Source organism: Enterococcus sp. ARL09-542, from assembly GCF_005234805.1.
Classification (GTDB): Bacteria; Bacillota; Bacilli; order Lactobacillales; family Enterococcaceae; genus Enterococcus_D; species Enterococcus_D gallinarum.
On the sequence record NZ_QPQX01000021.1, the window covers coordinates 1 to 18,048 of the forward strand.

Genomic DNA, 18,048 nt, shown 5'->3' on the forward strand with positions numbered 1-18,048 from the left:
CTCGTTGTCAAGGGCAACTGGATATGGTGTCATAAACAGACCTTATAATTTTTGTCTAGAAAAGTGTTGCCATTCCATATATATAGAAAAACTAAATATCGTAAAAATAATTATTTCATAGAGATAAATTACAGAAAATTCTATTTCCAATAAAATAAAATTTGGTTCTACAATATTTAGTGTTGGTGGAAAATCTACGGATTTTCTACTGACACTTTTTTTGTAAAAAAAGATAGAAAAAGAGATAGCCTAACTGGTAGAATTTAGTCGACTAAAACAAAACCAAACCAAAAAAGGATATCTCCATGGATCATTGTACTAGAAAATTGTTAGGTTTAACAGATGAAAATTTATTCTTCGAAGAAGAATGGTTAGAGACTGTAGAAGAAGAGAGGTTTCGCACCAATCTTATCCATGCCAAACTTAGCTATATACCAAGCGATTGCCGTAAATGTGGCATCAAAAATGAAGGACAAATCATCAAGAATGGCTCACACAAAACAAAAGTCCAACTTTTACCTTATCGAGCAACCAAAACAGAATTACGCTTGGTAGGTACGCACTTTTACTGTAAAGAATGTCAGTCGACATTCAACGCAACGCTCAGACCAATTTGGTGGATGAAAACTGCTATCTTTCAAAGGAATTAAAGGTTCAAATTGCCTTGGAACTGGCGAAGAATACAACAAGAAAAGAAATTGCCAATCGCTATTTTGTCTCTGACGTAACCGTTCTGCGTGTCCTGCACACCTGTTTAAAAACGTATCATCCTCGTTTTGACACATTACCTTCGGTCCTTTGTTTTGACGAGTTCAAATCGATGAAGTCCTGCAGTGGAAAAATGAGTTTTGTTTTTATGAATGGGCTGACCCAGTAATTAATCGGTGTATTGGAGAATCGCCGCCTGGCTTTCTTAAAACCATATTTCCTTAAATTCATTCACTCGAAAAGCACGAGCGAACGTGAAATACGTCGTGATGGATATGAATGCCCATTATTTTGAACTTGTAAAGGCGGTCTTTCCCAAACGCCAAAATCGTGACCGATCGCTTTCACATTGTCCAACAAATCACTCGGGCATTAAATCAGTTGCGAATTAAAACAATGAATAGCTTTCAAAAAACAGAACCGAAAAAGTATCGACGATTGAAGCGATTCTGGAAATTACTCATTAAGTATGCCTATGATCTGTATAGTTCCAATTATCAATATAATCGATCCTTTTGTAGACCAATGACGCAAAAAGCGATCGTCGATGAACTTTTGAGTTATGACGAGCAATTAACAAGAGCTTACGAGACCTGTCAGCTACACCTCTATCACTTTAAACACAAGGACAGCCAAAGCTTTTTCGATACGATCAACAGCTTAGATCAATACCTCCCACAATGGTTTTGTAAGAAACTGACGTTTTTAAATAAATATAAATTAGGGATTCAATATGCTTTAAAAACCAGGTATAGCAATGGTGCATTGGAAGGAACAAACAACAAGATAAAAGTGATAAAACGAGTATCCTACGGATTTAAATCATTCGAGAACATGAGGATTAGAATCTCTTTGATCAATCAATTAATCAAAGTGAGATAACAAAAAATCTGAGCCAGAATGTGGTTCATTCTGACCCAGATTTGATTTTGCACAACTCATCAGTCCTTATTGACAAAGAGCCACAAAAATAAGTTAAGCACTCTACCTAACTGGTTATAACTAAATTTTCAGTTGTATCTTTCTCTACCAACACTAAATGTCGAAGAGCCAATAGAACGGGACTTTTATTATTCCGTATCTATTTTATTAGGAGATTTTTAAATTAAAGAAACTGATAATTATTTGACCCGTGGTTCTTTTGCTTCTTTAACATTGTCTTTAACATCTTGGACACCATCGCTTACTTTTTCACTTGCTGTGCCAAAAGCTTCTTTTGTTTTTTCGGTTTGTTTTGTGACAAATTCACTAGTTACAGAAGCAGCATCTGAAAGATGATCTTGTAGAGTAACAGAATCTTTTTCATGTTGTTCTTTCGTTTTTACGTCTACAACATTTACATTAACTTCAATCACATCTAATCCTGTCATCTTTTTAACTTCTTCTGAAATAACTTGTTTCATTTTTTCATAAATTGAAGTTACATCTTTACCATACTCAGCTACTATTGAAAGATCTACTGCAACTTGTTTTTTTCCTACTTCAACATCCACACCAGAAGTATTGCTATCTGTATTCACTAATTTACCAGCTATATTTGAGAAGAAACCTCCATCAATCGTTAAAAGACCGTCAATCTTATCTATCGCAATTCCAATTATTTTTTGGATTACTTTATCTTCAAAAACTAGTTCTCCTTTAACATCCTCAAAAGTTTTTGATATCAGACTGTAGACAAAAGCTGTTCCAAACTCGTAACTCGAGCTTGGAACAGCTTTTTATCTACTTCGTTTCGAATTTTTGAACAAAAAAATAAAGGCTCCTTGCCTTTCCATAGCCAGGTGGCTAATTTCTTTAAATTCATTGCAGCAAACACTAGCATCGTATGCGTCGCGACTTTTTCCAAGCCTCGATACTTGGTCCAGCGCATCCCATGCTTTTCTTTTGCATCCGCAAATATTCGTTCAATCGTTTGTTTCTGTTTTTTGTAAATTGATTTATTCAGATCTGTTAGGCGAAGATGTTCCACTTCATCCATCAGATCTCCCCAAACATGTCTCGTGATGACTCGTTGATGATTTTTACTTTTGGTACATTGGTTTAGCAGAGGACAGTTCACACATTCTTTTGGATTGGATTTGTATTCTCGGTACCCTTCTCGAGTAACCGTTGAAAAAGCGAGCATTTGATCTTGCGGACAAATATAACAATCAAAATACTCGTCATAGAGAAACTCATTTTTTGATAATAGCCCCTTTTTCCCTTTGGGCCTTGAATAAGGCAAACAAGGTCGAAGGTTCAAATGAGTCAAAAAGTGAACAAACTTAGGTGTCTTATACCCAGCATCAGCGACAACACAATTGATTTCAGGAAAAAGTCTCTTCGATTGTTTGACGAGCTGAAAGGCGACTTGACTGTCATGAATATTTCCAGGAGTGATGATTGTGCTAAGAATAAATCCATTGTCGTCGCATGAAGTATGGGCAGAATAAGCAAATTGTTTTTCTCGTTCGCCTTTGACGTAGTAGCCGCTTTCCGGATCAGCTTTACTTATCTTTCTTTCTTTCTTTCAGCTTCACTTCCTTTTCTAAGTCCAAAGTAAAAGGGCGTTTTCCAGCCTCTATTCGTTGACGATTGATCTCATCTTCTAATTCATCCTGATAGGCTTTCGCTTCATCATGGGTCATTTCTTTCGTAAACTTATGTTTATTGGCGTTAGCTTTGATGTGGGTAGAATCCAGATACAAATTATCCTCTGTTACAAAACCTGCTTTAACTGCTTGTTCTAAAATATAGGCAAAAATATCCTCAAACACCGTCGTTTCTCTAAATCGGCGAACATAATTCTTTCCAAAAGTTGAGAAATGGGGGATTTTCTCCTCGAAGGAGTAGCCTAAGAACCAGCGGTAAGCGACATTGGTATCGACTTCCTTAATGGTTTGTCGCATGGAACGGATACCGAATAAATACTGAATAAACACCAATTTGATCAGAATCACTGGATCGATACTTGGGCGACCTAAATCGGAGTAAGTGGCTTCGACGATTGGATAAATAAATTCAAAATCAAGCGCGGCATCAATCTTTCGAACGAGATGATCTTGAGGAACTAGATCATCAATCGTAAGCATCGCAAATTGATTTCTACCATTCGTATTGTTTTTAGACATCATAGCTATCACTCCTTGCATTCGTTTTCATAAATCTATTATAAAAGAAAAGACTGTAGACATCATCCATAAAATGGACTTTGTCTACAGTCTGGCATTTTATTATATAAAATTGTTATAAAAAATTTTTTTGAAAAATAGTATTGCAAAATAAAGCAATTTCATAGATAATAGGTATCGTAAAGTTATATAACTTTATAATACATATTAGAGTGAGGGATAAAGAAATGAGACAACTACACAAAGAACAGATTGAAACAGCAATGGCAGCGTTAAAGGAAAAGACAATTGATCATGTATATTTTACAGCATGTGGGGGTTCACAAGCCGTTTTAATGGCTGGTCAATATCTATTTGATAAAGAATTAACTGTACCTTGTCATGTTTATACTGCTAACGAATTTAACTATGCTATACCAAAAGGATTATCTGAAAATTCTTTAGTTATCACTTGTTCCCATTCTGGCACAACACCAGAAACTGTAGAAGCAACAAAAAAAGCAAGAGAATTTGGAGCAATGACTATTTGTTTATCTAATGAAGAAGGATCTCCTCTATGGGAAGCAGCTGAATATCCTGTTCACTATGATTGGGGTAAAGATGTTGATGCTAGTGATTTAAATAAAGGAATTCTTTATGGTTTATTATTTAATATTTTACTTGTTTTAGATGGCTCTAAAAAATGGGAAACTTGCTTGAATGAATTTGATAAGTTAAATGATCTTGTTATTGCTGAAAAGAGCAAATTTGAAATAACTGCTAAAGAATGGGGTAAAAACCAAAAACGAGATAAAATTATTTACACAATTGGTAGCGGTATTAATTACGGAGAAATTTACTCCACAGCAGCTTGCTGGTTCATGGAAATGCAATGGATTAATTCTAATGCTATTCATTCTGGGGAATTTTTCCATGGTCCTTTTGAAATCACTGATTATGATGTACCATTCATCTTAGTGAAAAGTATTGGAGATACAAGATTTTTAGATCAACGGGTAGAAGACTTCACTAAAAAATTCAGTAATAAATTAATGGTTTTAGACCAAGCTGATTTTGACTTAGAATCTATAGATAGTGTAGCGAAAGAATATATTGCAGCTGTACTTAGTGGCGTTGTTATTCGCCAAATGGTAGAAGCGATTGCTTTTGAAAGAGGCCATTCCTTAGATGTTAGACGCTATATGTGGCAAATGAAATATTAATTAATAGGAGGTTGCAAAAGATGGCAAATCAATTATTTCACATTGTGATTACAACACATTCTACCCTTTGTGAGGGTTATTTAAAGGCAACAAAATTAATTTTAATGAATGACGCCACAGGTATTAGTGCTGTTCCATTTAAAGAAAATACTAGTCCAGATGATTTTGAGGAGAGTATGAAAGAAATAATTAGTCAGCATCATTTGCAACCTCTAATTATTTTAACGGATTTAATTGGAGGAACACCTAATAATGTTTCTATTAAACAGTTGAACAACAATAGAATTCAAATTATTGCTGGGATTAATTTACCTCTTTTACTGGAGTTATTAATGGCCCAGTCAGCTGGTAAATCTATAGAAGAAATAGATTTTAAGGAATTACTGAATAACTCTCAAAAAAGTATGGTTCATATTAATTCGCTTTTAAAAGATGTCAGTTAAGGTGGCAATTTCTATTCTATAAATTTTAAAAATTGAAGGAGGAAATAGAATGATTAAATTAGTGCGTGTAGACCACAGATTACTTCATGGACAAGTAATATTTTCTTGGACTAAACAGTATGATATTAACCATATTATTGTGGCTGATAACAAAGTTCCAGGAGATCCAATGTCTGTGATGGCTTTGACAATTGCTAAACCTGCTGATTGCAAATTAGACATTGTTAAAATTAGTGATGTTAAAGGGATTATGGAAACATCCCCAAATGATAATTACATGATTTTAATTAAAGGACCTAAGGAAGCTTTTGAATTAGTTCAAAATTTACCAGAAATTAAAGAAATTAATTTTGGCGGTGTGTCTAAGAAAAGCGAGTCCAAACAATATGGAAAGGCAGTCTTTTTAACTCCTGAAGAATTAGAAGCCACAAAAAAAATTCTTGATCAAGAAGTGAAAATATTTGTGCAACAAGTCCCATCTTCAAGTATTGAAAATGTAGATTTTAGTAAGTAAGGGGGGAAAATAAATGTTATTAAAAGCCATTTTATTAGGTTTAGTTGGTGTGGTAGCTGTTATTGACTCCAGGTTAATTGGTCGACAAAATATTGGTAGACCACTAATTTTGAGTACACTTGCCGGACTTGTGCTAGGTGACTTGCATACAGGGATTGTTCTTGGGGCATCTTTAGAATTAATTTCTATGGGATTCGTCTCAATTGGGGCGGCTGGACCTCCTAATATGCAACTTGGTAGTATTATTGCCACTGCTTTTGCAATTTTAACTAATAGTAGTACAGAAACAGCCTTAACAATAGCTATCCCAGTGGCTGTAGCTGGTGAATTTATGAGTATTATCATGCGCATGATAATTGCTCAATTTGGACATGCTGCAGATAAAGCCATTGAAAATAATAAATTTAGAAAAGCTCAAATTATTCATATTTATTGGTCATTTATTTTTAATGCTTTTGTTTACTTTATTCCAATCTTTTTAACAGTATATTTTGGTGCTGACGTTGTGGCAGATTTAGTAGATAAAATTCCAGAAATGATTACAGACGCCTTGACTGTCTCTGGAAATATGCTTTCCGCATTAGGGTTTGCAATGCTATTAAGCACAATGTTGAGTAAAAAATTATATCCTTACTTTATTTTTGGATTCTTTATTGTTGCCTATTCAGGTCTTTCACTAATTGGCGTGACAATTTTTGCAGCTCTGATTGCCTTTGTAATGGATCAAGTTAAATATGGAAAAAGAGAAGAGGCGCATGGTTAATGGAAAATAGTACAGAAAAAAAACGTTTAATCACAAAAAAAGATCTTCATAAGATGTGTCTTCGTTCATGGACAATCATGTGTTCGTGGAATTATGAAAGACAAATGCATATGGGATTTATGTATGGGATGGCGCCAATTTTAAATAAAGTTTATAAAAATGATGAAGAGAAAAAAAGAGAAGCTTATACTCGTCATATGGCATTTTTTAACTGTACGCCTCAAATGACTCCATTTATTATGGGACTTTGTGCTTCTATGGAAGAACAAAATGCTCAAGCAGAAGAAGGAAACTTTAATACTGAATCTATCTCCATGATTAAAACCAGTTTAATGGGTCCTTTTGCTGGAATTGGTGATTCATTTTTCCAAGGTACTTTAAGAATTATTACATTTGGGATTGGATTGTCTTTTGCTAAGCAAGGTAGTATTTTAGGACCGATTTTAGCTGTTGGCCTTTTTGCTATACCTTCTATTTTAGCTGTTTTTTACGGCGGTAAATTAGGATATGAGTCTGGCAATAAATACCTTACTAAATTGTATCAAGAAGGTCTTATGGATCGAGTAATGCAATTTGCTTCTATCATTGGTTTGGCTGTAGTAGGTGGAATGGTGGCTAGCATGGTGCCAATTGTCACCCCTTTAAAATTCACTACAGGGGGAACAGAACTTGTTTTACAAGACTTACTTGATTCCATTATTCCTGGATTATTACCACTTGTATGTACTTTGGGAATATATAAATTGATTAAGAAAAATGTTAGTACAAATATGCTCTTATTAGGTTGTATTTTGGCAGGGTTTGTTTTAAGTATAATAGGTATCTTATAATGATTAAGGCTCTAATTTTTGATATGGACGGAGTTTTAATTGATAGCGAGATTATGTATCAAAAGTGGGTATTTAATTTTTTAAAACAAGAAAATTTAAGCTATCCTTTGTATTCTTATCAAAAAAAGATTGGAACTACAGCAAGTATTTTTGATGATATAGAAAAGTACAATGAGGGATGTAACAGTTTAGAATTGAAGGGAAAATTTACTAAATATTGGAAATCGCAAAAGATTAATTACTTGGATATTTTTCCTAATATACTAATTGAACAGCTTGAATGGTTAAAAAAGAAAAAAATAAAAATGGCAATTGCTTCTTCCAGTCCAATGGATACTATAAATGAAGTTGTTACCACTTGTAAAATAGAGTCATATTTTGATTGTTTAATTAGCGGAAGAGATTTGCCAGAAAGTAAACCTAATCCTACTATATTCCTTAAAGCTTCAGAACAGCTCAGAATTCCAGTTGAAGAATGTCTGGTGATAGAAGATTCTTATAATGGTATAAAAGCTGGTAAAAGAGCAAATATGAAGGTTCTTGCAATTAAAGATAAACGTTTTTCTCAAGATGTAAGTCTAGCAGATGATGTTATTTACGATATTAAATATCTGCGACAAGAAGTACAGGTGAAATTTGGAATATAAATAAGTTTTTTGATGTATTTAGAGAATATTAGTAAAAATAAAAATCATGCCCAAATCTAATCAAAATTGATTGCTTTGGGTATGATTTCTTTTAATATCAATCTATTACTTTAGGATCTGAATCATTTTTATGCACCGTATCTAAAGTGATATTTTCTGTGACTTCAATAACATAACTAATTCTATCACAACGAACTGTGGATTGAGAATAATGAAATGGTTGATTATTTTTATCTTTGCCAACCTTTTCTAAAATAAATAGCGGATCTCCTACTATACATTGCAATAAGTCGGAAAGCTCAGGTGTTGCAGATAAACCGTTTATTTCCATAATAGAGCTCGTAGCTTTGACATCATAGTCATCTTCTAGAAGTTTATATAATGAAGTATATTGGCTACCTTTTTCAAATAAAGTTGGAAATTTTTCTTCTGATGCGAAAAAATTATCAATTCCCATAGGGGCACCGTCTTCCCACATTAAACGTTTAATATTGTAAACTCTATCAGTTACATTGATTTGTAATTTATTAGCTAAAAACTCATCAGCCTTTATAATTTTAGAATGTAAAACAGTATATCTAATTTTATGTCCTCGGGTAGAAAGAGAATCGCTAAATCCATGAACTCCAGCTAATTTTAAACTTTCTTTTTTTTGAGTTACAAAGGTCCCTTTCCCCCTTAATCGTTCAACTGTTCCACTTTCTGTTAAAAGTTTAAAAGCTTTTCGAATGGTAATCTTACTTACTCCATAAATTTTACATAATTCTTCTTCTGTAGGTAATTGCTCTCCTGGAAGATATTTTTTTTCACGAATATCGTTACGTATAGAAGCTTCTACTTGTAGATATAATGGTCTATTATCTTGAAAATTCATAGTACACTCCCTAAAAAGTTATACTTCATTATATCACAATTTATTAAAATAAAAGATTAAGATATAAATATAAATGAATTAGTCTTTGACTAACCAATGCCCGCTTTTGAAAGAAAACAAATTCATTCTGTTTTAAGTAAAAATCCTTATGTTACCACTCATTCTGAAGGGGATGAGCCTTATCGCTACTTGGTTGTGGAACCAAGTGATAAGACAATTTTATAAATTCAATATTAATTAAAATAAAAACAAACAAAGTAGATTATTTTACTTTGTTTGTTTTTTTATTGGGAGCGTCAATAATTTTGTGTAAATAACTCGTCCTTCTGCAAAATAATGGGTTACTCAGTAAACATTGAAGCTAATGTATCCGTCACTTGTTGGAAGCCTTTATGGCTTCTATTTAAGAATTTTTGATTGTATGTATCAAAGATGGATACTAGGAAACGCTCTAGTGATTCTTCATTTTGAAACTGCTCTTTTCTGCGGCTGTATTTCTTGATTTGTTTCTTGAAAGATTCGATTAAATTAGTTGAGTAAATGCTTCGGCGGATACCAGGCGGAAACTCATAAAAAGTCAATAAATCTTGATTTTTTATCAGTGACTGCGTCACTTTAGGATAAGTTTTTTGCTACTTCTCAATCATACTCCCTAAAAAGGTATTTGCCTCTTCCTTTGAGCTAGCTTGATAAACAGCCTTAAAATCATCATAGATTTCTTTTCGATCTTTGACACGTACTTTATGAGCAATATTACGGGAAACGTGAACACAGCAATGTTGGTATTTAGCTTTAGGATAAATCTGGTGAATCGTATCTTTCATGCCTTTTAAGCCATCGGTAATAAACAGTAAGACATCATGAACCCCTCTGGAGTAAATGTCCTGTAACAACTCATTCCAAACGTAGGTCGATTCAGTCGGAGCAATCGCATAACTTAGTACTTCTTTAGTGCCGTCTTCTCGTATACCAATGGCAATATAGATTGCTTCTTTGGAGACGGTTTGCCGTTTTAAAGGAATATAAGTAGCATCCATGAAAATAGCGACATACTTATCATTTAGAGTTCTAACTTTAAATGCATTTACTTCTTCAGTCAGCACTTTAGTCATGTTGGACATGGTTTGGGGCGTGTAGTGATGCCCATACATTTTCTCAATCAAGTCTGCGATTTCCGACATGGTAATACCTTTTCGGAAGAGGTGAATGACGGTCTCCTCTAAGGTATCATTCGTCCGTCTATAAGCAGGAACAGTCTGTTGCTTGAACTCGCCGTTGCGGTCGCGCGGAATCTGGAGATGAAGTTCCCCGTACTCGGTCTTGACCGTACGGTCATAGGAGCCGTTACGAGAATTACCCGTGTTAAAACCAATGCGATCGTACTTTTCGTAATCGAGGAAAGCCGTTAACTCCGTTTTGAGAAGCGTATTGACAGCTTTTTCCAAATGGACACGGAATAATTCATTCAAATCGCCTTTGTTCGCTAGAGTCTTTAGAATTTCTGTAGTAAAATCGTTCATATGGAAGTCCTCTTTTCTGTGAATGTGTTGTGGTAACTCTATTCTACAGAAGGGACTTCCTTTTTTCTATTTACACAAAATATTTTACACTCTCGTCAAATATAAAAACTAGTACGAAATTAATTTGTAAATTATTTAAGCTTGATAAAATAAGCAATATCGATGATGTAAAGTCCAAGATATTAACAAGAAAAGTAAGCGAACCAGTAAAGCTAACGGCACAAGATAAAAAAAATGGAATTGTTCTTTATGGTGATGATGCAAAGTATAACTATAATTGGGATACCTCCTCAGAAGCTGAGGTATTAAGTATTCCTACTACCGATACTTCAGGGGAAAAAGTCACCTTTAAAATAAATTTTATAACGGCAATTTCTAAGCTGGAGTATGGGAAGCAAAAAAAGAGAGATAACAATGATCAATATCTACCTAAAAAATAACGAATTAATGATGCATATGTTAAAGTTGTTTTTTTGAATTAAACAACTCAATTTATTCAGTTATATGTTCATCGCAGCAAGTGAACATTAATCGAGTTATAAAATTAATAGGAGCTAAAAATATAAATAAAGTTCGATCAGAATTTATTTTTCCAGAAGATTTTTTTAACTGGTTTTTTTATCAATTCAGTGAATGCAAGCGACTCTTAGGTGAGAATTATTACTTAAAAGGAATCGGCGGATTTATGGGGAATGTGGCTGATGAACAAAATATTATAAAAGGAATATCTGAACAAACATCAGAGCTTACAGTAACTAAAGCATTTATAAGTAATGGTGAAAGTTTGAAAAATGTAACTGCGCGAATTAGAAAAGAAAATGAAGTAGAAATTGTTTTTGGAATTGACCATGAATGTAATTCAGTGATATATGTAACACAATCAGCAAATTTAATTCTTTTTGAGAATGGTTGCAAGGACGATTTTATGGTGGTCTATTTGTACGATATACTAATTCCAAAACTTCGTTCCTTATATATGTCTTCTGAAAGTATTTTTGTGAGTGAACAAAAGGGATCTTTCTCGAAAAAAATAGGTATTGAAGTAATTGAATCGATTATGTGTCATAATCATATTACGCTAGAAGAATTAGAAATTTTGATAGGGCAAAAAAATAATAACACGAAAATACAAATTTCTTAGAAATCATTTTTTATTGAGATATCTAGATAAATGATTTATTCTTCAATCAACCAACTCGCCAAGCTGAGGTAATGTTTTGAGGTAATGATAACATACAACTTTTTATACCCTAGTAAAACTCTATAAACAAAGACTTATTAATTTCGCATGAAATACATTCCTGTAAAATGCAATAAAATAGAGTTTTGTTTAACCAGGTCTTAAGAAAGCTCGTAAAGCTTCACAGTTTTCAAAACGTTAATATTCTTTATATATCAACGTTCAAGACGCTTTCCAATTATTTGGAAAGTGTCTTTTTTTTATATTTAGAACACATTCTAGAACACATTAATTAGATTTTTGTAATCCTCGCTGAAACGCTTCGAACACAGCTTTATCAACTAAATCAGGTGTATTCACATAAATTTTTGTAGTTGAAATAACTGAATGTGTCAAAGCGTTAGAAATTTGATTCATATCAGCCCCACCTTGTCTAGCTAAAGTTGCGTAAGTATGTCGAAGTTTATGAGGAGTTAAATGAACCAAATGGGATGTCTTTTTTTTATAGAATTAATTCGATAATTTAAGTAATCAGTATGGACTGGACAATTTACTTCACCAGAAGGTTTGGAGTAACTAAAAAGATATTGGTCAGGTGTCTGTTTAATTTTCAACTTCAATAGTTGTTCAGCTTGCACTGATTTCCATTCTTGCAATAGTGTCATTACAATTTCCGGAACTTGGATAATAGTATCTTTTCGACCTTTTGTAAATTTCTTTTTTGTGTGTTTATCCAAGGCATATTTAAGACGGACTGTTTGGTTTTCAAAATCAATGTATTTCCATTGCAAAGCATAGGTCTCACTCTTTCTATCCCCAAGATATAAAGTAAGCATAAAAAGAGTGTAATCGTGAAAGGAAAGTAATTGATCATTGAAATCATCTCTTACAGCGTCTAACCAATCAGTGAGTTCTTTCGAAGATAAAGCTTGTTTTCCTTCTCGTATTCTTTTTTCTTCCAGAGCAACTTTCTTAGGTGCAGTAATACTTTGAATTATTTTTGTTGTACGATTAAATTCAATATAATTTAGAACCTCTGCAATATCAAACATGGAACGAACATAGCATTTAATGATTTTTATGTTTGCATATTCCTTCGACTTTTTTGTGAGTTCATCTGATATTATTTCGGTATTTGCATTAAGATAGCTCATGGCATACTCACCAAATATAGGCAGAATATGCAATCGAAATAAATTCTTTGTATTAATGATGGTTATATCGCTTGGAGCTTTATGGGATCTAGTAGTTTGCCCTAACTCATATCTAGGAAGCCATTTAGATTTATAAAACTCCTTGAATTTTATTTGACCTTTGAGCTCTAATGAATTTGCATTCTCCTCTCTTAAGACTTTTGCGATTTTCTTTTTCATTTCATTTTCGGCTTTAATAGCCAATTGCCTAGTTGGAAATGTTTTTTGGAATTTTTCTGAACTGATACCTGTAATTTCTTTAAATTTTTTTGGATATCTCAAATTAGTTTTATATTTTCCATTTGAAAGCTTCGTAGGCAACTTCCTCACTCCTTAATAAAAAAGTAAGACAGTATATTTCGCTACTTTTAGTATATGCAGTCAAAAGTAAAATTCAAATCTTTTTGAACGTATCCATAAAGCCTTTGATATCTTCTACATCAAAGCGAATTATACCGTCTATTTTTATTACGGGAAAATTATATATACGAATCCATTTATCTAAAGTATTGTTATCAATTCCTAAAAACTCACAGGTTTGTTTTTTGTTTAGATAGACTATTGATTTAATAAAATCATCCCCTTATAAATGAACTAAAATTTTTGAATTGCCTTGGGTAAGCACATAGGAATTTCACCTCTCCCCAGTTTACGGTGAGCCTTACGGAAGTATCATTATCTACTGCTATTGTCATGGCATTTTGTCTTCCCAAAACAAAAAGAAATCTCTAAGTAGTTATCGCTAAATAGGTCATGGCGTACTTGAATTCTTAGCTCGAATAGCAGGGAACGTTATTCAAAAATTATATTTAATTGTCAATGGTCAAAATAGGAATATCATCCTAGTCACTATTAACAACGAAAAACCATATGAAAAGGAAACAAAAATGCTAAAAAAGATTTTAAAATTGGAAAACATATTTAGAAATGAACAATCATTTTTTTTTGACAGATTATTTAGTTTTTCATAAACAGGTATGTAAAAATTTAAAATAATAAATTCTGATATTGAAATAAAGATAGAAAATTAAAAGGGATTACCTTTATTTTAATTCAAAAATTATGAAAAATAGGGTGGAGTTGCTGGAGAGAATCAATTAGGTTGTAGTATTAAGGATAACCAAGAGCTAAAGAACCATTTGCGCATATATTTGCATCTAAGCAGAAATTACTAAAATAAACTATCAAAAAGCCAACTGTTCTTTAGTTGGCTTTTTGCGATGTCACTACAATTCGAATGATTCTCTAGAAGTCAGGTCGTCCTGTTTTTCTTACCTAGATAGGCGTGCAATTGTTTCTGTGTACATACGACAGGTATGGTAAGGGGCCTTTCCAAGCGTTGGCGATATCTTCTGTAGAATCTGGTGTCCATCATTGATGAGGTAGGCATACCATTCACTGTTAGATCGAGTATCCACAAAGTTTCATTCTACCATTTCGAAGTGGTGAGTAGCCAATTCATAATAGACCTTACTATTAGTTAATTGATACAGGTTGTAAAAGCCGATGATTGCTTCTGCTAGCGTCCACCAAGTTTTTCGAGTCGAGGTTTGAAGGGTATTTGAATGATCACAAATGATTTTGTTGTTATCGAAGCCTTTGGTAGCTACTTGAGTACCAAGATTTTCAATAAATTGACTGACTTGCACATCTTTGATACTAGTAACAGTCAAAGTCCGTTGCAATACCCAAATGGTTTCAATGTCATGGCTAAAACTGATTTCTTGGCTTAGAGGACACCAATCAGCATTGAAAAATTGGAGGCAGTTTGCTGGGGTCGCAATCTTATCTGTAAAGACAATGAGTAATCTTTGCAAGGTAGTTTTTACATCGAATGTTGGCGTCGTCATGTAGAAATTTATATATGCCTCTAAAAAGTGCAAATGGGTATTAGTGGTAAAGTCTAGATCTGGCAAATCGCTGGGTCCGATTGATTGGGAGGGAACGGGCTACCAGTTGTGGGAAAAATCCTCCTGATAACCATTTGTAAGAGGGTCATAAGACTTCTTTTCGAGAAAACTAAAGAGCGTGGTTGCCATTTTTAATGCAGACAGATCATGAAAGTCTAAGTAATACTCGCTAAGAACATAGAGGGCAAAACTATTAGCATAAGTGGTTTTATTGGGATCAGAGAGTATTTCAGTTGCGGTTAGCTCCCAGAAGATCCCCTGGGTTTTCCTGGTCCCAACAGACTTACCGGAAAAATTCATAGGCAGGATTCGCAGCAGTCTTTAGGCTAGCTAAAAAAGACTCAGTTAAGGATTTGTCTTGTAAAATGCGGCAGCAATGACTAAAACTCCATAAATACCGGGCGTTCATCAAGCAGCTCTTATTAGTAGTGGGATCTTATCCCGACGACCGTAAAAACCATCATGAATTAGATCCATCTTACCTTGCCAGAAGGGGATGATTTTTTGAGTGAGCTGCGTGTACAATTTTTTCTTATCCAAAAAAGACCTCCAATTTTATTATATTTACTATATCATATTGTATAAATCATTATAATCAAAAGTATATATTTTTATTGTTTTTTTCTTCTTCGTCCTTTATAATATAGAATTGAAATCGATTACAAAATAAAACGTGGAGAAGTGAAAAGATGGAAACTATCAATGGGATAACTTTTGGGTTTATGAGCCAACGGGGAGACTGGCAAGATCCAATGAGTCGAGAATCATTACGCATGATGAAAGAAGAGTTAGCTGCAAGTCATGTGATATTACCAATTACTGTCACACAAGCTCATCCTCAGTCTACCAAAATCGATTGGCAAAGTGACAACGTTTTAATAGATGCAGAAGTGAAAGGGATGATCGCTTACGCTCAGGGAATCGGGTTGAAAGTAATCTTGAAACCCATGGTCAATGTGGCAGATGGTACGTGGCGAGCGCACATCAATTTTTTTGATTACGATGTTCCCTGCGAGCCGACTTGGAGCCAATGGTTTGATTCCTATCGTGAATACCTGAATCACTATGCAAAACTCGCTGAAGAGACAGGGTGTGTCATGTTGGTAATCGGCTGTGAATTGGTTAATAGTGATCGACGGGAAGCTCAGTGGCGGGAAACTATTTCCCAGATTCGACAGCATTACAATGGTCTACTAACTTATAATTGTGACAAGTATCAAGAAAATAATCTAACTTGGTGGGATGCTGTAGATGTCATCTCTTCATCAGGCTATTATCCGATTGACAAATGGGAACAAGAATTGGATCGGATTGAACAAGTGGTAAATCACTACCAAAAACCTTTCTTCTTTTGTGAAGTGGGTTGTCCAAGTCGTGAAGGAAGTCAATATCTACCCAATGATTGGAGTTTTTCAGGGGAAGTTAGCATGATAGCGCAATCACGATGGTTTGAAAAGATGTTTACTGCTTGTGACAAGAGAAACTGGATTCAAGGCTTTGGTATTTGGGACTGGAAGGCGCGGTTATATTCGCGAGAGATGGCGCTCAAAGACGACGATTACGGGGTTTACGGTAAACCGGCTGCGGCGATCATTCGAGAATTTTACAAAAGTACAAAACAATATATATAAAAGTATATACTTTGAAATGGGAATGTAGTATTATATTTATGTAATCGTTTTCCATTTCTGACGTAACAGGCCATGAACAGTTTTTGGTAACAGCACTTTATTAATTTATAGGAGGAAGTAACATGAAGAAAAAAATGCTAGGTTCAATGATCGTCTTGGGAGTAGCAGGTTTAGTTCTAGGGGCATGTGGAAACAACAAAGATTCAGCTAATGACAAGGATGGTGGGAAAACTGAGACCATTACCTTCATCAACCACAAAACCGACTGGGAAACCAATGGAAAATGGGATGAATACATGACAAAATTCAATGAGAAGTACCCGGATATCAAAGTAGAAATTCAAACGATTACAGACTATGCTGGCCAAATTAAAACCCGGATGAATAGTGAAGAATATGGGGATGTTTTGATGATTCCAGGAGATATCAAGCCAGAAGATTATGGGAACTTTTTTGAACCACTTGGTAAAAAGGAAGAGCTCAGCAAAGAGTATATGGGTTTAAATGATCGGTCCTATGATGGCACGAGTTATGGCTTACCGTCACAGATGAACGCCACTGGGATGGTGGTCAATCAAAAGGTCTTCAAAGATGCTGGTATTGACGAATTTCCACAAACACCAGAAGATTTTGTAGCAGCATTAAAAACAATCAAAGAAAAAAATACTGATGTGATGCCGCTATATACTAACTATGCGGCTGGTTGGACATTATCAAACTGGGACTTTGTTCGCAGTGGTGCTTCTGGTGATAAAGACTTTACCAATAAGATGACTTCAGACAAAGAGCCATTTGCAGCGGGTAAAGTGATGAATACGATTTATAAAACCCTATACGATGTTAGCAATCAAGGGTTGATTGAGGCTGACCCAACTACATCTGATTGGGAACAATCAAAAGTAGATATGGCTAATGGTAAGATTGGGATCATGGTTTTGGGAAGTTGGGCGGTACCACAAATCAAAGACATCAATGCTGATACTGCTGAGGACATTATCTTCCAACCATTTCCAATGACTGCCGAGGATGGTAAACAATATTTGCCAATTGGAGCAGATTATAACTATGGGATCAACGTTCATAGTAAGCACAAAGAAGCGGCGCGCAAGTTGATCGACTGGTTAGTCAATGAATCAGACTACGCGGAAGAAAACGGGGGCTTGTCAGCAAAAATTGGAGCAGATTATCCAGAATCATTGAAGGCTGCACAAGATGCTGGGGTTGAGTTAATTGAAGAAAATCCAGCACCAGCCGGAAAAGAATCATTGTTTAGTTCAATCAATGACCAATCTGAACTAGGTTTGGGTACGACAGATGCTGAAAAGCAACGAATCATCGATGCAGCAGTTGGTAACTCTAACGAAAGCTTCGAAGCTATTATGAAAGACTTCAATACACGCTGGTCAGATGCGATAGCAGAAGTGGGAGAGTAAAATTTTTTTAGAAGTCACCCTAGCAGTTAGGAAAAGACTTTTGATTGATAGCAAATAAAGTTTTGATTGTAGGCACTAACTTTTGTCTGG

General features: G+C 34.5%; 15 protein-coding genes and 5 pseudogenes. 12 read left to right on the forward strand and 8 right to left on the reverse strand.

The features are described from left to right. Positions 1-305: 305 nt before the first annotated feature. Positions 306-1,590, forward strand: a pseudogene (locus tag DVW06_RS15345) (ISL3 family transposase). Positions 1,591-1,829: 239 nt separating this feature from the next. Here the strand turns inward: DVW06_RS15345 and DVW06_RS15350 are convergent. Both DVW06_RS15350 and DVW06_RS15355 read right to left on the reverse strand, forming a co-directional pair. Next, positions 1,830-2,375, reverse strand: coding sequence for an Asp23/Gls24 family envelope stress response protein (locus tag DVW06_RS15350; protein ID WP_137264831.1), 546 nt, complete (start codon positions 2,373-2,375; stop codon positions 1,830-1,832). Next, positions 2,372-3,821: pseudogene (locus DVW06_RS15355) on the reverse strand (IS1182-like element ISEfa7 family transposase). The gene DVW06_RS15350 and the pseudogene DVW06_RS15355 overlap by 4 nt, the downstream one beginning before the upstream one ends. A gap of 224 nt (positions 3,822-4,045) precedes the next feature. On the opposite strand from DVW06_RS15355, the gene DVW06_RS15360 reads away from it, so the two are divergent. The 6 genes from DVW06_RS15360 to DVW06_RS15385 are packed head-to-tail and all read left to right on the forward strand — an operon-like array spanning position 4,046 to position 8,217. Then, positions 4,046-5,020, forward strand: a complete 975-nt coding sequence (locus DVW06_RS15360) for an SIS domain-containing protein (RefSeq protein ID WP_002298774.1) — start codon at positions 4,046-4,048, stop codon at positions 5,018-5,020. 20 nt (positions 5,021-5,040) lie between these two features. Continuing rightward, positions 5,041-5,463, forward strand: a complete 423-nt coding sequence (locus DVW06_RS15365) for a PTS sugar transporter subunit IIA (protein ID WP_002298775.1) — start codon at positions 5,041-5,043, stop codon at positions 5,461-5,463. 49 nt (positions 5,464-5,512) lie between these two features. Then, positions 5,513-5,977 (forward strand): PTS sugar transporter subunit IIB, encoded by a 465-nt coding sequence (locus tag DVW06_RS15370; protein ID WP_002298777.1) that lies wholly within the window; start codon positions 5,513-5,515, stop codon positions 5,975-5,977. Between the two features lie 13 nt (positions 5,978-5,990). Further along, complete coding sequence (locus tag DVW06_RS15375) at positions 5,991-6,740, forward strand: PTS mannose/fructose/sorbose/N-acetylgalactosamine transporter subunit IIC (RefSeq protein ID WP_002298779.1); 750 nt, start codon at positions 5,991-5,993, stop codon at positions 6,738-6,740. Further along, positions 6,740-7,570: a PTS system mannose/fructose/sorbose family transporter subunit IID gene (locus tag DVW06_RS15380; RefSeq protein WP_002298780.1), complete on the forward strand. Its 831-nt coding sequence runs from the start codon at positions 6,740-6,742 to the stop codon at positions 7,568-7,570. The genes DVW06_RS15375 and DVW06_RS15380 overlap by 1 nt, the downstream gene beginning before the upstream one ends. Further along, entirely contained in the window at positions 7,570-8,217 is a 648-nt protein-coding gene (locus DVW06_RS15385) for an HAD family hydrolase (protein ID WP_002322873.1), read from the forward strand. Before DVW06_RS15380 ends, DVW06_RS15385 begins: the two co-directional genes overlap by 1 nt. Positions 8,218-8,314: 97 nt before the next feature. On the opposite strand, the gene DVW06_RS15390 is transcribed toward DVW06_RS15385, so the two are convergent. Then, positions 8,315-9,091, reverse strand: a complete 777-nt coding sequence (locus tag DVW06_RS15390; RefSeq protein ID WP_002298782.1) for a GntR family transcriptional regulator — start codon at positions 9,089-9,091, stop codon at positions 8,315-8,317. 93 nt (positions 9,092-9,184) lie between these two features. Between DVW06_RS15390 and DVW06_RS15395 the strand changes: the two are divergent. Further along, positions 9,185-9,316: pseudogene (locus tag DVW06_RS15395) on the forward strand (R3H domain-containing nucleic acid-binding protein); the annotation flags it as partial. A gap of 116 nt (positions 9,317-9,432) precedes the next feature. Here the strand turns inward: DVW06_RS15395 and DVW06_RS15400 are convergent. Then, positions 9,433-10,611 (reverse strand): annotated as a pseudogene (locus DVW06_RS15400) (IS256-like element ISEfm2 family transposase). A 29-nt stretch (positions 10,612-10,640) separates the two neighbouring features. Between DVW06_RS15400 and DVW06_RS17120 the strand changes: the two are divergent. Together DVW06_RS17120 and DVW06_RS15405 are read left to right on the forward strand one after the other, a co-directional pair. Next, entirely contained in the window at positions 10,641-11,051 is a 411-nt protein-coding gene (locus DVW06_RS17120) for a hypothetical protein (RefSeq protein WP_002364278.1), read from the forward strand. Between the two features lie 80 nt (positions 11,052-11,131). Then, positions 11,132-11,752, forward strand: coding sequence for a hypothetical protein (locus DVW06_RS15405; protein ID WP_002348684.1), 621 nt, complete (start codon positions 11,132-11,134; stop codon positions 11,750-11,752). 327 nt (positions 11,753-12,079) lie between these two features. On the opposite strand, the pseudogene DVW06_RS15410 reads toward DVW06_RS15405, so the two are convergent. The 4 genes and pseudogenes from DVW06_RS15410 to DVW06_RS17715 form a co-directional block, all read right to left on the reverse strand. Beyond that, a pseudogene (locus DVW06_RS15410) lies at positions 12,080-13,305 on the reverse strand (tyrosine-type recombinase/integrase). Between the two features lie 1,103 nt (positions 13,306-14,408). Next, a complete protein-coding gene (locus tag DVW06_RS15420) occupies positions 14,409-14,834 on the reverse strand; it encodes a hypothetical protein (RefSeq protein ID WP_041120328.1) in 426 nt (141 codons plus the stop codon). Positions 14,835-14,933: 99 nt separating this feature from the next. Then, positions 14,934-15,194: a hypothetical protein gene (locus tag DVW06_RS15425; RefSeq protein WP_042620411.1), complete on the reverse strand. Its 261-nt coding sequence runs from the start codon at positions 15,192-15,194 to the stop codon at positions 14,934-14,936. A gap of 108 nt (positions 15,195-15,302) precedes the next feature. Further along, a complete protein-coding gene (locus DVW06_RS17715) occupies positions 15,303-15,434 on the reverse strand; it encodes a hypothetical protein (protein ID WP_021150757.1) in 132 nt (43 codons plus the stop codon). A 149-nt stretch (positions 15,435-15,583) separates the two neighbouring features. On the opposite strand from DVW06_RS17715, the gene DVW06_RS15430 reads away from it, so the two are divergent. Together DVW06_RS15430 and DVW06_RS15435 are read left to right on the forward strand one after the other, a co-directional pair. Next, the gene (locus DVW06_RS15430) at positions 15,584-16,525 is read left to right on the forward strand and encodes a glycoside hydrolase family 113 (RefSeq protein WP_002372634.1); all 942 of its coding nucleotides are present in this window, start codon (positions 15,584-15,586) and stop codon (positions 16,523-16,525) included. Positions 16,526-16,647: 122 nt separating this feature from the next. After that, on the forward strand, positions 16,648-17,958 hold the full coding sequence (locus tag DVW06_RS15435) for an ABC transporter substrate-binding protein (RefSeq protein ID WP_003128918.1): 1,311 nt from the start codon (positions 16,648-16,650) through the stop codon (positions 17,956-17,958). Positions 17,959-18,048 lie beyond the last annotated feature (90 nt).

Coding starts and splice junctions, on each gene's coding strand:
- DVW06_RS15380 (WP_002298780.1), top strand. CDS start 6,740: ATGGAAAATAGTACAGAAAAAAAACGTTTAATCACAAAAAAAGATCTT.
- DVW06_RS15435 (WP_003128918.1), top strand. CDS start 16,648: ATGAAGAAAAAAATGCTAGGTTCAATGATCGTCTTGGGAGTAGCAGGT.
- DVW06_RS15420 (WP_041120328.1), bottom strand. CDS start 14,834: ATGACGACGCCAACATTCGATGTAAAAACTACCTTGCAAAGATTACTC.
- DVW06_RS15360 (WP_002298774.1), top strand. CDS start 4,046: ATGAGACAACTACACAAAGAACAGATTGAAACAGCAATGGCAGCGTTA.
- DVW06_RS15425 (WP_042620411.1), bottom strand. CDS start 15,194: ATGAATTTTTCCGGTAAGTCTGTTGGGACCAGGAAAACCCAGGGGATC.
- DVW06_RS15390 (WP_002298782.1), bottom strand. CDS start 9,091: ATGAATTTTCAAGATAATAGACCATTATATCTACAAGTAGAAGCTTCT.
- DVW06_RS15430 (WP_002372634.1), top strand. CDS start 15,584: ATGGAAACTATCAATGGGATAACTTTTGGGTTTATGAGCCAACGGGGA.
- DVW06_RS15385 (WP_002322873.1), top strand. CDS start 7,570: ATGATTAAGGCTCTAATTTTTGATATGGACGGAGTTTTAATTGATAGC.
- DVW06_RS15370 (WP_002298777.1), top strand. CDS start 5,513: ATGATTAAATTAGTGCGTGTAGACCACAGATTACTTCATGGACAAGTA.
- DVW06_RS15375 (WP_002298779.1), top strand. CDS start 5,991: ATGTTATTAAAAGCCATTTTATTAGGTTTAGTTGGTGTGGTAGCTGTT.
- DVW06_RS15365 (WP_002298775.1), top strand. CDS start 5,041: ATGGCAAATCAATTATTTCACATTGTGATTACAACACATTCTACCCTT.